Raw genomic sequence first — 14,062 nt, 5'->3', positions numbered from 1 at the left:
GGCTAGAGGGCGCCCTTCGTGGAGGGCAGGATCCCGGCGGCGCGCGGGTCGAACTCCGCGGCGTAGCGCAGGGCCCGGGCCAGGGCCTTGAACTGGCACTCCACGATGTGGTGGGCGTTGCGGCCGTACGGGACGTGGATGTGCAGGGCGATCTGGGCCTGCGCCACGAAGGACTCGAAGATGTGCCGGGTCATCGTCGTGTCGTACTCGCCGATCATCGGCGCCATGTTCTCGGGCTCGGTGTGCACGAGGTACGGGCGGCCGGACAGGTCGACGGTCACCTGGGCCAGGGACTCGTCGAGCGGCACGGTGCAGTTGCCGAAGCGGTAGATGCCGACCTTGTCGCCGAGGGCCTGCCTGAAGGCGGCGCCGAGCGCGAGGGCGGTGTCCTCGATGGTGTGGTGGCTGTCGATGTGCAGGTCGCCGTCGGTCTTGACGGTGAGGTCGAAGAGTCCGTGGCGACCCAGCTGGTCGAGCATGTGGTCGTAGAAGCCCACGCCGGTCGAGACGTCGACCTTGCCGGTGCCGTCGAGGTTTATCTCGACGAGGACCGAGGTCTCCTTCGTGGTCCGTTCGACCCGTCCGATGCGGCTCATGCCTGCTGCTCCTTCTTCAGTGCGCGAACCGCTTCCAGGAACGCGTCGTTCTCGGCCGGGGTGCCGGCGGAGACCCGCAGCCAGCCCGGTACGCCGTTGTCCCGGACCAGGACGCCCTGGTCGAGGATCTTCTGCCAGGCGGTGTGCGAGTCGTCGAACTTCCCGAACTGGATGAAGTTCGCGTCGGACTCGGTGACCTCGTAGCCGATGGCCCGCAGCTCGGTGACGAGGCGGTCCCGTTCGGCCTTGAGCTGCTCGACGTAGCCGAGCAGGGTGTCGGTGTGCTCCAGGGCGGCCAGCGCGGTCGCCTGGGTGACGGCCGACAGGTGGTACGGCAGGCGCACCAGCTGGACGGCGTCGACCACCGCGGGGTGCGCGGCCAGGTAGCCCAGGCGCAGGCCGGCGGCGCCGAAGGCCTTGGACATGGTCCGGGAGACCACCAGGTTGGGGCGGCCCTCGATCAGCGGCAGGAGCGAGTCGCGGTGGCTGAACTCCACGTACGCCTCGTCCACGACGACCAGGGACGGCTTGGCTGCCTGCGCGGCCTCGTAGAGGGCGAGGACCGTCTCGGCCTCGACCGCGGTGCCGGTGGGGTTGTTGGGCGAGGTGATGAAGACGACGTCGGGGGCGCTCGAAGCGATGGCCTGCTCGGCGGCGGCCAGGTCGATGGTGAAGTCGTCCCGGCGCGGACCGGAGATCCAGCCCGTGCCCGTGCCGCGGGCGATCAGCGCGTGCATCGAGTACGAGGGCTCGAAGCCGATCGCGGTGCGCCCGGGGCCGCCGAAGGTCTGGAGCAGCTGCTGGATGACCTCGTTGGAGCCGTTGGCGGCCCAGACGTTCTCCCTGGCGACGGGGTGCTTGCCGGTACGGGTGAGGTAGGCGGCCAGTTCCGTGCGCAGCTCGACCGCGTCGCGGTCGGGGTAGCGGTTGAGGGTGCGGGCGGCGTCGGCCACCCGCTCGGCGATGCGCCGGACCAGCTCCTCGGGGAGCTCGTACGGGTTCTCGTTGGTGTTCAGCTGGACGGGCACGTCGAGCTGGGGGGCGCCGTACGGGGTCTTTCCGCGCAGTTCGTCCCGGATGGGGAGGTCGTCGATCCCGAAACTCACTGGGTGGGCACCTTCCATCCGAAGCGGGCCTTGAGGGCCGCGCCGTGCGCGGGCAGGTCCTCGGCCTCGGCGAGGGTCACCACGTGGTGGGTGACCTCGGCGAGGGCGTCCCGCGTGTAGTCGACGATGTGGATGCCGCGCAGGAAGGACTGCACGGACAGGCCGGAGGAGTGGCAGGCGCAGCCGCCGGTGGGCAGCACGTGGTTCGAGCCGGCGCAGTAGTCGCCGAGGGAGACCGGTGCCCAGGGGCCGACGAAGACAGCCCCGGCGTTGCGGACGCGGGCGGCCCACGAGGCGGCGTCGGCGGTCTGGATCTCCAGGTGCTCGGCGCCGTACGCGTCGACGACCTTGAGGCCGTCCTCCAGGCTGTCGACCAGGACGATCGCGGACTGCTTGCCCGCGAGGGCGGGCTTGATCCGGTCCTCGACGTGCTTGGTGGCCGCGACCTGCGGCTCCAGCTCCTTCTCGACGGCGGCCGCGAGCTCCTCGGAGTCCGTGACGAGCACGGCGGCGGCCAGCGGGTCGTGCTCGGCCTGGCTGATCAGGTCGGCGGCGACGTGGACCGGATCGGCCGTGGAGTCCGCGAGGACCGCGATCTCGGTGGGGCCGGCCTCGGTGTCGATGCCGATCTTCCCGGTGAAGTAGCGCTTGGCGGCGGCGACCCAGATGTTGCCGGGGCCGGTGACCATGTTGACCGGGAGGCAGTCCTCCGTGCCGTACGCGAACATCGCGACGGCGACGGCGCCGCCGGCCGCGTACACCTCGTCCACGCCGAGCAGCGCGCACGCGGCGAGGATCGTCGGGTGCGGCAGGCCGCCGAACTCCCTCTGCGGCGGGGACGCGAGCGCGATCGACTCGACGCCCGCCTCCTGGGCCGGTACGACGTTCATCACGACGGAGGACGGGTACACGGAGCGGCCGCCCGGGGCGTACAGGCCCACGCGCTCGACCGGCACCCACTTCTCGGTCACGGTGCCGCCGGGGACCACCTGGGTGGTGTGCTCGGTGCGGCGCTGGTTGCGGTGCACGATCCGGGCGCGCCGGATGGACTCCTCCAGGGCGGCGCGGACGGCCGGGTCCAGCTCGTCGAGGGCGGCCTTCAGCGCCTCGGCGGGCACCCTGACCCGCTCCAGCTCCACCCCGTCGAACTTCCGCGCGTACTCGATCAGCGCCGCCGTGCCACGATGATGGACGTCCTCGCAGATGGGCCGCACTTTCTCCAGTGCGGCTTCCACGTCGAACTCGGCACGGGGCAGCAGATCGCGCAGGGCGCCACCCTCGGGGAGGGCGTCACCGCGCAGGTCGATACGAGAGATCACCTCCCAATTCTCTCAGACCGGCTCCCGCCACCGTTCGCCCGTATCACTGGCTGATACACGTCCCGGATGTCACGGGCCCCCCTTAGCGTTTCCCGTACACGCACGTGACAGCGGGGGGGCTGCCATGACCGAAACGCAGGTGGACGGGCGACCGGGTGACCTGACCGACGCCGAACACCTCATGTGGCAGACGTTCCGGGCGGGCACCGTCTGCGACCTCAGTGCCCGGGTGGCCGAGCTGGACGACCCGCACGGCGACGCGGAGTGGGGTCCCGAGCGCCGGGTCCGGGCGGAGGTCGTCGCCCTGCTCCTGCTGGCCGGACCCGAGCCCGTCCCGGGGCGCGTCGGATGCCTGAAGCTTCGCGGCGCGCAGATCACCGGGCGCCTCGACCTGTCGGGCGGCACGGTGCCCCCGTACGTCGAGATCCGGGCGTGCCGCTTCGACGGCGAGATCCAGCTCTCCGAGACCCGCTTCGGCACCCTGCGGCTGGACAACTGTGCCGTCCCCCGCATCGAGGCGGCCCGGCTGCACACCGAGGGGGACCTGCACCTGGCGCGCTGCCGGGTGGCGCGGGGGATCCGGCTGACCGACGCCCAGATCGGCACCGACCTGCTGATCAGCCAGGCCGTCTTCCAGCGGGACAACCGGGGGCGGGCGATCGCCGCCGACGGGATGGCGGTCGCGCAGGACGTCCAGGCCGACATGGTGGAGACGTACGGGGAGGTGAGCCTGCGCGGGGCGAAGGTGGGCGCCTCGATGAGCCTGCGCGGGGCCCGGCTGCGCAACCCGTACGGCCGGCGCGCGCTGAACGCCCCGACCCTGACCGTCGAGCGGACCCTGTACCTGACCTCCGTGGGCCTGCCCCGCGAGGCTCCCGATCCGGCCCGCCCGTACGACTGGGCCCAGACCCCCACGCGCGGCGGGCCGGAGCGGCGCTTCGAGTGCGGGGGCGGGATGCGGCTGGACGACGGCCGTTTCGGGGACTCCGTGGACTTCTACGGGGCCCGGTTCGACCTGCGGCCCGACCAGGAGGTCTCGCTCCGGCGGATCCAGACCCCCGAGCTCCGCTTCGTCGGCGAGGCGCCGCAGCGGGGCCGGGTGGTGGTGTCGGGGGCGAAGGTGGTCAAGCTGGTCGACCGCTCCACGAGCTGGCCCGGTCCCGGCCGCCTGTCCATGGAGGGGTTCGTCTACGAGAACCTCGCCCCGCGGGGCCACTTCCCGCTCGCCCGCCGCCTCGACTGGGTGGCGGCGGCCACCCCCGAGTACTCCCCGGAGCCCTACGAGCGGCTCGCGGCCGTGCTGCGGGCCGGCGGGGAGGACGCGGACGCCCGCGAGGTGCTGGTCGCCAAGCACCGGAGGCGCCGGAGCACCCTGCCGCCCGCGGCCAGGGCCTGGGGGTACCTCCAGGACTGGACGGTGGTGTACGGCTACCGGCCGGGGCGGGCGGCCCTGTGGATGGCGGTGCTCTGGGCGGCCGGCGCCCTGCTGTTCTCCGGCCACCGTCCGGAACCGCTCAAGGCGGACGAGCACCCGCAGTGGAACGCCGCCCTGTACGCGCTCGATCTGCTGCTGCCGGTGATCGATCTCGGTCAGGAGGGCCAGTGGAAGGTGCAGGGCGGCTGGCAGTGGGCCGCGGCGGCCCTCGTCCTGCTCGGCTGGATCCTGGCCACGACGGTCGCCGCGGGCGCGTCCCGGCTGCTGCGGCGGGGGTGACGGCCCGGGCCGTCCGGCCACTACCCTGTGCCTCGTGACCACCGTTCGCCTGCCCCTCTTCCCGCTGAACCAGGTTCTGTTCCCGGGCCTCGTGCTGCCGCTCAACGTCTTCGAGGAGCGGTATCGCGCCATGATGCGCGAGCTGCTGAAGACCGGGGAGGACGAGCCGCGCCGGTTCGCCGTCGTCGCGATCCGCGACGGCCGGGAGGTGGCCCCCACCGCGCCCGGTCTGCCCGACCCGACGGCGCTGCCCGCGCGGGGTCCCGCGGCGGGCTTCGGCGCGGACCCGATCCAGGCGTTCCACCGGGTCGGCTGCATCGCGGACGCGGCGACGATCCGGGAGCGGGAGGACGGCACGTTCGAGGTGCTGGCCACCGGCACGACCCGGGTGCGGCTGCTGTCGGTCGACGCGTCGGGGCCGTTCCTGGCCGCCGAGCTGGAGGAGCTCGCGGAGGACGCGGGCGAGGGCGCGGGCGCCCTCTCGGAGGGGGTCCTGCAGGCCTTCCGCAGCTACCAGAAGCGCCTGGCCGGGGCCCGCGAGCGCACCCTGGCCTCGACGCCGGACCTGCCGGACGAGCCCTCGGTGGTCTCCTACCTGGTGGCGGCCGCCGCCGTGCTGGACATCCCGGCCAAGCAGCGCCTCCTTCAGGCCCCGGACACCGCGACGCGCCTGGCGGAGGAGCTGAAGCTGCTGCGCGCCGAGACCGCGGTGATCCGGCACCTCCCGTCCCTGCCCGCGGTGGACCTGACCCGCACCCCGACGAGCCCGAACTGAAGGCATGGCGAAGAAGCAGAAGCAGCAGACGGCGGGCACTCCGGCGATCGTCGCCCTGACCGCGGCCGGGGTCGACTTCACCACGCACGCCTACGAGCACGACCCGGCCCACCCCTCCTACGGGGAGGAGGCCGCCGAGGCCATGGGCGTCTCCCCGGACCGGGTCTTCAAGACGCTCGTCGCGGACGTCGACGGGGTCCTCACGGTGGCGGTGGTCCCGGTCTCGGGCTCACTGGACCTGAAGGCCCTGGCGGGCGCGGTGGGCGGGAAGCGGGCGGCGATGGCCGACCCCGCGCTGGCGGAGCGCACCACGGGCTACGTCAGGGGCGGCATCTCCCCGCTGGGGCAGCGCAAGCGGCTGCGCACGGTGGTGGACGCTTCCGCCTCCGCGCACCCCACGATCTGCGTCTCGGCGGGCCGCCGGGGCCTGGAGGTCGAACTCTCCCCCGCCGCCCTCACCACCCTGACCACGGCCACACTGGCCGCCATCGCCCGCCCTTAGCCCCTCGTGGGACCGGTCTCCCCGCAGGAAGCGAGGAGGCCGGGGGGTCAGGAACCGGCGCGCGGAGGCTCCGACGGGGACAGGTGCGGAGGGGACGGCTCCGCGTGGAGGTGTTCCGGCGGGTACGCGCCGTACGACTCGGTGGACGGCGACGGGTCCCGCGGCCCCCAGAGGGCGGTCAGCCCGAGGTGGACGGCGACGGCCGTCATCGGCCACACCAGCAGCACCCCGTACGCCAGCACCTGCAGCGGCGCGTCGAACGGCACCCCCTTGCCGGCCTTCGCGGCGGCCGCCGGCACGTCGGAGCCCGGTCCGAGCCACAGCCCCAGCCGCCACCCCACCAGCGCGGCGAAGCCCGCCCCGAGGGCCAGCCCGACCACCAGGGGTACGCCCCCGCGCCGCCGCCACAGGAACACGCCGAGCGCGCTCAGCACCCCGAACCCCAGCGCCAGCAGGAAGAACGTCCCGTCGGCCCCGATCCGCGCCTCGCTCTCGGTGTCCCGCAGGAAGACGGCCTCGCCGTTGGAGACGTACTGGACGCGCGGCGCGAGCCACACCCACAGCAGCCCGAGGAGTACCCCGGCCACGCCCACCACGAGGGCGACGGCGGCCCCGTCACGGATGTCCGCCGGGGTGACGGCGTCCTCCGGCTTCGGGAGGTCGGGGAGGTCGGAGGGAGACGACGGCGGCGTCACGGCTTCGGTCACCCCCACATCGTGCCAGGTACGCCCGGCGACGGCGTCAGCGGACCGCCGCCCGCCGGTAGGCCCAGGTGGCGACGGTCAGGGACAGCAGCCCGACGGCCCCGCACACCCCGAGGTCGAGGGCGACCGCCGACCAGTGCGGGTGCGGGGCGAAGGTCTCCGCGAAGGCCTGCACCCCGTAGGTGGACGGCAGCAGGTCCCGCGCCCAGACGACCGGGCCGGGCATCCGCTCCGGCGGCAGCACCCCCAGCAGCAGCGCCGCCGACATGCCCAGCTGCCCGGCCAGCGTGGCCAGCTCCTGGCGCGGGGCGAGCAGCCCCAGCGCGGCGCCGAGCCCGGCGAGGGCGGCCCCGGCGAGCGGCACCACGGCGGCCAGGATCCACAGCCCGCCCATCGGCAGCCCGAACAGCACGCAGCCGAAGACGGCCGTGACCAGGGTCCCCGGCAGGGTGAAGGAGGCGTACGCGGCGGCCGCACCCAGCACCACCGAGGCGGGCGGCACCGGCAGGGTGGCGTAGTGGTCCAGCCCGCCGCTCGCCCGGAGCTGCCCGAAGTACTGCGCGAGCAGGTTCAGCGCGACGAAGGCGACCACCAGCACGGACGAGCCGGCGACGACGGCACGCGCCTCGGAGCCGCCGCCCCCGTCGACCACGCCCCGCATCAGAATCATGATCCCGACGGACTGGAAGGTGGCCACGAACAGCAGCGGGATGCGCGCCACGCGTGCCCGGGACAGCTGGGCCCGGTAGACGGCGGCGAGCGCGGGGAAGAAGCGGGCGCGGGGCGCAAGCACCCCGGGTACCGCGGCAGCGACGTCGGTCACGACTTGACCAGACCCTTCATCCGTCCACCCAGCGCGAGGTAGACGTCCTCCAGGCTCGGCGTGGCCAACGTGAAATCGTCGAGGGCGGCGAAGGCCGGGCCGCCGGTCACGGCGGCGACGGCGGCGCGGGCCTCGTCCTGGCCCAGCCGCAGCACCCAGCGCCGCCCGGACTCGGCCGCCCGCGGGGCGAGCTCCGCGACCTCGGGGACCTCCAGCGGCGGGGCGGTGCGCCACACCAGCTCCAGGCGGACCTCGTCGGAGACGCGGGCCTTGAGTCCGGCGGGGGTGTCGCAGGCGATGACCTTGCCCTGGTCGATGACGGCGACCCGGTCGAGGACCGTCTCGGCCTCGATGACGTTGTGGGTGACCAGCAGGACGGTGGCGCCGTGGCGCTCGCGGCGCCGGTCCACGGCGGCCCACACGGCGCGCCGGGCGACGGGGTCCATGCCGGTGGTGGGCTCGTCGAGGACGAGCACGGGCCGCTCGCCGACCAGGGCCGTTGCGAAGCAGGCGAGGCGGCGCTGGCCGCCGGAGAGCTTCTTCAGGGGGCGTCCGGCGATCGCGGTCAGCCCCAGTTCCTCCAGCACCTCGTCCCGCGCGGTCCGCGCGTCGCGCGCGGCGAGTCCGCGGAGCCGGCCGGTGGTCTCGGCGGCCAGGGAGACGGTGAGCTCGTCGAGGGCGGTGGACTCCTGGCCGAGGTAGGCCAGGAGGCGGGCGGCCCGCTCGGGGTGGCGCACGAGGTCGTGGCCGAGCAGGGTGACGGCGCCCTCGTCGGGCCGCATCAGCCCGGTCAGCTGGCGGACCAGGGTGGACTTGCCGGCGCCGTTGGGGCCGAGCAGGCCGAAGATCTCGCCGCGCCGGACCTCCAGGGAGATCCCGTCGTTGGCCCGGGTCTCGGGCAGGGCGGGGGCCCCGCGCCGGCCGCGCACCGCCGGGTACGTCTTGACCAGGTCACGCACCGCGCAGACCACGTCGGAAGCCGTTCCGGCGGCCGCTGCCGTGGGGTGCCCTGCCTGTGCTGTGCCCGTACTCACGAGGGAGCAGCCTACGCGGCTTCCGCCCCTACTCGGCCGCCGGGGTCGGCGGGCCGGAGGGCACCGGGGCACCCGCCGTGCCCGGTGCGGCGCCGACGTGCTCGGCCGCCGCGCGGACGTCGATCTCGCGCCAGAACCCGGCGCGGATGGCGTAGCGGTCGTGTTCGTCGATCTGGTCGTCCTTGTGCGCGAGGAGTCCGAACCGGGCGGCGTAGCGGAGCAGCTCCCCGTCGATCCGGTGCGGGACGCGCGGGTACATGGTGGCGAGTTTCTGCAGGTGGACGGTCTCCGGGAGGCGTTCCATCCAGCGCCGGGCGAACACCTGGCCGACCTCGAACGGGTCGCCGCCGACGGTGGTGATGTCCTCCTCGCGGTCCGCCCAGCGCTGTTCGGCGCTGGTGAGCTGGGCGAGGGTGGGCAGCGAGGCGGTCTCCGCCGGTTCGCCGAGCGGCCCGGCCCGGTCGATCCAGCCCCTGTCGGAGGACCAGCGCAGGGCGCTGCCGGCCGGGGCCGGGGCGCTCTGGACCTGCCGGTCGGCCGGGGCCGGGCCGGGGGCGCGCAGCGAGGCGAGGTCCTTGGGGGTGGGGACGGGCTTGGCGCCCTCGGTCGCGGGCGCCGGTACGGGTGCTCCGTTCGGGGGGTTCCCGGGGGCTTCCCGGTCGGTGGTGGCCGCGGCGCCGTTGCCGTTGCCGTTGCGGGCGGCTTCGGCGAGGGCCGCCTCGGGCAGGGGCGCGGAGAGGATCGCGGCGATCTCGGGGCGCGGGGCGGGCGGCGGGGGGCAGAGCCCGGCCAGGTCGCGGGCGCGGACGGCCCGGGTGATCCAGGCCCGGTCCAGGACGCGGCGTTCGTCGGCTTCGGCGACGAGGTCCTCGGACTGGTTGTAGTCCCCGTCGGCGGCCTGGACGGCCCACAGGTGGACGGCGACCCCGTGCTCCTTGGCGGACATCAGCCCGGGGAGCAGGTCGCCGTCGCCGGTCACCAGGACCACGTCGGAGCAGGCCCGGTTGCGGGCGAGTTCGGTGAGTTCGGCGTGCATGGCGGCGTCCACGCCCTTCTGCGCCCAGCGGCCGTCGCTGCGGGTCAGGGCGCCGAGGCGGACGGTGACCCGGGGCATGACGCGCAGCCGGCGGTGTTCGGGCTGCGGCACCCGGTCGGGAGCCCCGTCGAACCAGTAGATCCGCAGGAGGGGCTGCTCGGTGTCGGCCTCGGCCCGCTCGCGCAGGCCCTGGATGAGGGCGGTGTGGTCGACGGTGATGCGGGAGCGGGAGGGCTCTCCGGCGAGGAGGCTCGCGGCGGCGCCGAGCAGGTATCCGGCGTCCACCAGGACGACGCAGCGGTCCACGCGTTCCACCCTCTTCCGTGGGGTTCCCAGGGGGTACTCGTTAGGTTTTCCCCGAGTCTGCCCGACCGCAAGGGTGTTGACGGCCGGAACTCGATCATCGGCGTGGCGGATCTCCCGGCGGGCCGGACGAGGGGCTCCACTACGCGCAGTAATGATCCAAAATGCGTGGGTTGTGCTGGTGTGTGAGTGTGAAGGCGGCCCTGGCCCCTACACCCCCCACGGAGGCATCCCATGGCCAAGAACAAGAACCAGAAGCAGCCGGCCAAGCAGCAGCCCCGATCGGCGCAGGATCCGTCGAAGGCGTCGATGGAGTCCTCCCCGGACGAGCGCTCCTCCCAGTCGCCGAGCCCGCTGGACATGGCCCACAAGGGCAAGCAGAAGCGCTTCGGCCACAACTGACGCCGCCGCCCAGGTACGAGCGAGGGCGCGCCCGGAGTTCCGGGCGCGCCCTCGCTCGCGCGTGGCCGCGGGTCCGCGCGTACGGCCGCGGGCCCCTCGGGTCCGGGCCGGCTCGGCCTAGCCGGCCAGGCAGGAGGGGCCGAGCAGCACCTTGAGGTCGCCGAAGAGCGCCGGGTCGGGCTGGACCCGGTGCCGGTCCAGGCGCAGCACGGTGGTGGTCCGCGGCCCCTGGAGCTTGATCCGCACCTCGGTGTTGCCCTTGTGGTGGCGCAGGATCTCGCCCAGACGGGTCACCATCGGCGGGGTGACCTTGACGGTCGGGATGGTGAGGACGACGGGGGCGTTGGTCCCGGCGGAGGAGAGGTCGGGGACCATCATCTCCATGGCGACGAGCCGGGGGACGTCCTCGCGCTTGTCGAGGCGGCCCTTGACGAAGACGACGGTGTCCTCGACCAGCTGGGTGGAGACGAGCTGGTAGGTCGCGGGGAAGAACATGCACTCGATGGACCCGGCGAGGTCCTCGACGGTGGCGATGGCCCAGGCGTTGCCCTGCTTGGTCATCTTGCGCTGGAGGCCGGAGATGATGCCGCCGATGGTGACGACGGCGCCGTCGGAGTGCTCGCCGCCGGTCAGCTGGGAGATGCCGGCGTCGGTCTTGTCGGAGAGCACGTGCTCCAGGCCGAAGAGCGGGTGGTCGGAGACGTACAGGCCGAGCATCTCGCGCTCCTGCGCGAGCAGGTAGGACTTCTCCCACTCCACGTCGGAGAACTCCACGTCGAGGCCGAAGCCGGGCTCGTCGCTCGCGCCCTCGTCACCCATTCCGCCGAAGAGGTCGAACTGTCCCTCGGCCTCCTTGCGCTTGACGGCGACCACGTTGTCGATCATCGGCTCGTGGTGGGCGACCAGACCCTTGCGGGTGTGGCCCATCTCGTCGAAGGCTCCGGCCTTGATCAGCGACTCGACGGTGCGCTTGTTGCAGACGACGGCCTCGACCTTGTCCAGGAAGTCGGGGAAGGTGGAGTACTTCCCCTTGCTCTTCCTGGTCTTGATGATCGACTCGACGACGTTCTGGCCGACGTTGCGCACGGCGGTGAGGCCGAAGAGGATCACGTCGTCGCCCTGGGCGGCGAAGTTCGGCTCGGACTCGTTGACGTTCGGCGGGAGCACCTTGATGCCCATGCGCCGGCACTCGTTCAGGTAGATCGCGGACTTGTCCTTGTCGTCCTTGACCGAGGTGAGGAGGCCGGCCATGTACTCGGCCGGGAAGTTCGCCTTGAGGTAGGCGGTCCAGTAGGAGACGAGCCCGTACGCGGCCGAGTGGGCCTTGTTGAAGGCGTAGCCGGCGAAGGGGACCAGGACGTCCCAGAGGGCCTTGATCGCCGCGTCGCTGAAGCCCTTGCCCCTGGCGCCCTCCTCGAAGATGACGAAGTTCTTCGCCAGTTCCTCGGGCTTCTTCTTGCCCATCACGCGGCGCAGGATGTCGGCCTCGCCGAGCGAGTACCCGGCGATGATCTGGGCGGCCTTCTGGACCTGCTCCTGGTAGACGATCAGGCCGTAGGTGACCGCGAGCACCTCTTCGAGCGGCCCCTCCAGCTCCGGGTGGATCGGGGTGATCTCCTGCTGCTTGTTCTTGCGCAGGGCGTAGTTCGTGTGCGAGTTCATGCCCATCGGGCCCGGCCGGTACAGGGCCGAGACGGCGGAGATGTCCTCGAAGTTGTCGGGCTTCATCAGGCGCAGCAGGGAGCGCATGGGCCCGCCGTCGAACTGGAACACGCCGAGGGTGTCGCCGCGGCCGAGCAGCTCGAAGGTCTTGGGGTCGTCGAGCGGGAGGGCCAGGAGGTCGATGTCGATCCCCTTGTTGGCCTTCACCATCTTGACGGCGTCGTCCATGATCGTGAGGTTGCGCAGGCCGAGGAAGTCCATCTTCAGCAGGCCGAGCGACTCGCAGCTCGGGTAGTCCCACTGGGTGATGGTGACGCCGTCGGTGTGCCGCACCCAGACGGGCACGTGGTCGGTGATCGTCTCGCTGGACATGATCACGCCGGCGGCGTGCACGCCCATCTGGCGGACCAGGCCCTCGACGCCGCGGGCGGTGTCGATGACCTTCTTCACGTCCGGCTCGTTCTCGTACATCCCGCGGATCTCGCCGGCCTCGCCGTAGCGGGGGTGCGTCGGGTCGAGGATGCCGGAGAGGGGGATGCCCTTGCCGAGGACGTCGGCGGGCATGGCCTTGGTGAGCCGGTCGCCCATGGCGTACGGGTAGCCCAGGACGCGCGCGGAGTCCTTGATCGCGTTCTTGGCCTTGATGGTGCCGTAGGTGCCGATCATGGCGACCTTGTCGGCGCCGTACTTCTCGGTCACGTACCTGATCACCTCGACGCGCCGGCGCTCGTCGAAGTCGATGTCGACGTCGGGCATGGAGACGCGCTCGGGGTTCAGGAACCGCTCGAAGATCAGGCCATGGGTGATCGGGTCGAGGTCGGTGATGCCCATGGCGTACGCGACGATCGAGCCGGCCGCGGAGCCTCGGCCGGGGCCGACCGCGATGCCCTGGTTCTTGGCCCACATGATGAAGTCGGCGACCACGAGGAAGTAGCCGGGGAAGCCCATCGAGATGATCGTGTCCATCTCGTACTCGGCCTGCTGCATCCGGTCGTCCGGGATGCCCCCGGGGTAGCGGCGGTGCATGCCGCGCATGGTCTCCTCGCGGAACCAGCTGACCTCGGTGTGGCCCTCCGGGATGTCGAACTTCGGCATCAGGTTCCGGAACTTGAACATGCCCTCGGTGTCGATCTGGTCGGCGACCAGCCGCGTGTTGGCGCAGCCCTCCTGCCAGGCGTCCGAGGAGTCGATGGCGTACATCTCGTCGGTCGACTTGAGGTAGTAGCCGGTGCCGTCGAAGCGGAAGCGGTCCGGGTCCGAGAGGTTCTTGCCGGTCTGGATGCACAGCAGGGCGTCGTGCGCGGTGGCCTCGCTCGCGTACGTGTAGTGCGAGTCGTTCGTGACCAGCGGCGGGATGCCGAGCTTCTTGCCGATCTCCAGCAGACCGTCGCGGACCCGGCGCTCGATCTCGATGCCGTGGTCCATCAGCTCCAGGAAGTAGCGGCCCTCGCCGAAGATGTCCTTGTAGTCGGAGGCGGCCTGCACGGCCTCGTCGAACTGGCCGAGGCGCAGCCGGGTCTGCACCTCGCCGGACGGGCAGCCGGTGGAGGCGATCAGGCCCTCGGACCACTTGGAGATGGTCTCCTTGTCCATCCGCGGCCACTTCGTGAGCCAGCCCTCGGCGTACGCGTCGGAGGACAGCCGGAAGATGTTGTGCAGGCCGGTGGCGTTCGATGCCCAGATGGTCTTGTGGGTGTAGCCACCCGAACCGGAGACGTCGTCGCGCTTCTGGTGGGGCTGGCCCCACTGGATGCGCCGCTTGTTGCGCCGGGACTCGGGTGCGACATATGCCTCGATGCCGATGATCGGGGTGATCCCGGCCTTCTGGGCGGTGTGGAAGAAGTCGTACGCCCCGTGGAGGTTGCCGTGGTCGGACATCGCGATGTGCGTCATGCCCATCTCGTTGCACGCGTTGAACATGTCCTTCAGCCGCGCGGCACCGTCCAGCAGCGAGTACTGGGTGTGGACGTGCAGGTGCGTGAACGGCGTCTTGGTCACGGTGGGAGCCTCCGGGGGGAGAGAGGGGCGGCAGCTTTGAATCCTACGTCTCCCGGCTGACACAAACGGGGCACCGACCGGTACCTTC

Annotated in this window: 12 protein-coding genes; 4 read left to right on the top strand and 8 right to left on the bottom strand. The window is 72.3% G+C overall.

What is annotated here, in order from left to right:
• Nucleotides 1–2 precede the first annotated feature (2 nt).
• The 3 genes from hisB to hisD are packed head-to-tail and all read right to left on the bottom strand — an operon-like array spanning nucleotide 3 to nucleotide 3,021.
• Nucleotides 3–596: an imidazoleglycerol-phosphate dehydratase HisB gene (gene hisB / locus ACZ5D2_RS28495; protein WP_048480319.1), complete on the bottom strand. Its 594-nt coding sequence runs from the start codon at nucleotides 594–596 to the stop codon at nucleotides 3–5.
• Nucleotides 593–1,720, bottom strand: coding sequence for a histidinol-phosphate transaminase (locus ACZ5D2_RS28490; RefSeq protein ID WP_371678957.1), 1,128 nt, complete (start codon nucleotides 1,718–1,720; stop codon nucleotides 593–595). The genes hisB and ACZ5D2_RS28490 overlap by 4 nt, the downstream gene beginning before the upstream one ends.
• Nucleotides 1,699–3,021 carry a histidinol dehydrogenase gene (hisD, locus tag ACZ5D2_RS28485; RefSeq protein ID WP_468933168.1) on the bottom strand — a complete coding sequence of 441 codons (1,323 nt, stop codon included), beginning with the start codon at nucleotides 3,019–3,021 and terminating at the stop codon, nucleotides 1,699–1,701. The genes ACZ5D2_RS28490 and hisD overlap by 22 nt, the downstream gene beginning before the upstream one ends.
• Before the next feature lie 124 nt (nucleotides 3,022–3,145).
• On the opposite strand from hisD, the gene ACZ5D2_RS28480 reads away from it, so the two are divergent.
• From ACZ5D2_RS28480 to ybaK, 3 genes are read left to right on the top strand one after another with little or no spacing between them, the layout of a single operon-like run.
• Entirely contained in the window at nucleotides 3,146–4,735 is a 1,590-nt protein-coding gene (locus tag ACZ5D2_RS28480; RefSeq protein ID WP_468933164.1) for an oxidoreductase, read from the top strand.
• A gap of 34 nt (nucleotides 4,736–4,769) precedes the next feature.
• On the top strand, nucleotides 4,770–5,510 hold the full coding sequence (locus ACZ5D2_RS28475) for an LON peptidase substrate-binding domain-containing protein (RefSeq protein ID WP_371678954.1): 741 nt from the start codon (nucleotides 4,770–4,772) through the stop codon (nucleotides 5,508–5,510).
• Between the two features lie 4 nt (nucleotides 5,511–5,514).
• On the top strand, nucleotides 5,515–6,012 hold the full coding sequence (gene ybaK, locus ACZ5D2_RS28470; protein ID WP_371678953.1) for a Cys-tRNA(Pro) deacylase: 498 nt from the start codon (nucleotides 5,515–5,517) through the stop codon (nucleotides 6,010–6,012).
• A gap of 47 nt (nucleotides 6,013–6,059) precedes the next feature.
• Here ybaK and ACZ5D2_RS28465 read toward each other — a convergent pair whose 3' ends face one another.
• From ACZ5D2_RS28465 to ACZ5D2_RS28450, 4 genes are read right to left on the bottom strand one after another with little or no spacing between them, the layout of a single operon-like run.
• Nucleotides 6,060–6,725: a hypothetical protein gene (locus tag ACZ5D2_RS28465; protein WP_371678952.1), complete on the bottom strand. Its 666-nt coding sequence runs from the start codon at nucleotides 6,723–6,725 to the stop codon at nucleotides 6,060–6,062.
• 28 nt (nucleotides 6,726–6,753) lie between these two features.
• On the bottom strand, nucleotides 6,754–7,539 hold the full coding sequence (locus tag ACZ5D2_RS28460) for an ABC transporter permease (RefSeq protein ID WP_266838551.1): 786 nt from the start codon (nucleotides 7,537–7,539) through the stop codon (nucleotides 6,754–6,756).
• Nucleotides 7,536–8,573, bottom strand: coding sequence for an ABC transporter ATP-binding protein (locus tag ACZ5D2_RS28455; protein ID WP_371678951.1), 1,038 nt, complete (start codon nucleotides 8,571–8,573; stop codon nucleotides 7,536–7,538). The genes ACZ5D2_RS28460 and ACZ5D2_RS28455 overlap by 4 nt, the downstream gene beginning before the upstream one ends.
• A gap of 28 nt (nucleotides 8,574–8,601) precedes the next feature.
• Complete coding sequence (locus ACZ5D2_RS28450; RefSeq protein WP_371678950.1) at nucleotides 8,602–9,924, bottom strand: NYN domain-containing protein; 1,323 nt, start codon at nucleotides 9,922–9,924, stop codon at nucleotides 8,602–8,604.
• Between the two features lie 222 nt (nucleotides 9,925–10,146).
• On the opposite strand from ACZ5D2_RS28450, the gene ACZ5D2_RS28445 reads away from it, so the two are divergent.
• Nucleotides 10,147–10,314, top strand: a complete 168-nt coding sequence (locus tag ACZ5D2_RS28445) for a hypothetical protein (protein WP_371678949.1) — start codon at nucleotides 10,147–10,149, stop codon at nucleotides 10,312–10,314.
• A gap of 117 nt (nucleotides 10,315–10,431) precedes the next feature.
• Here the strand turns inward: ACZ5D2_RS28445 and dnaE are convergent, their stop codons facing one another.
• Entirely contained in the window at nucleotides 10,432–13,974 is a 3,543-nt protein-coding gene (dnaE, locus tag ACZ5D2_RS28440) for a DNA polymerase III subunit alpha (RefSeq protein ID WP_371678948.1), read from the bottom strand.
• Between the last annotated feature and the right edge of the window lie 88 nt (nucleotides 13,975–14,062).

This window comes from Streptomyces sp. NPDC031479, assembly GCF_055581065.1.
Note: the sequence above shows the minus strand (reverse complement) of the source record. Positions and strands in the feature narration are given on the sequence as shown.

Coding starts and splice junctions, on each gene's coding strand:
- hisB (WP_048480319.1), bottom strand. CDS start 596: ATGAGCCGCATCGGACGGGTCGAACGGACCACGAAGGAGACCTCGGTC.
- ACZ5D2_RS28490 (WP_371678957.1), bottom strand. CDS start 1,720: ATGGAAGGTGCCCACCCAGTGAGTTTCGGGATCGACGACCTCCCCATC.
- ACZ5D2_RS28480 (WP_468933164.1), top strand. CDS start 3,146: ATGACCGAAACGCAGGTGGACGGGCGACCGGGTGACCTGACCGACGCC.
- ybaK (WP_371678953.1), top strand. CDS start 5,515: ATGGCGAAGAAGCAGAAGCAGCAGACGGCGGGCACTCCGGCGATCGTC.
- ACZ5D2_RS28445 (WP_371678949.1), top strand. CDS start 10,147: ATGGCCAAGAACAAGAACCAGAAGCAGCCGGCCAAGCAGCAGCCCCGA.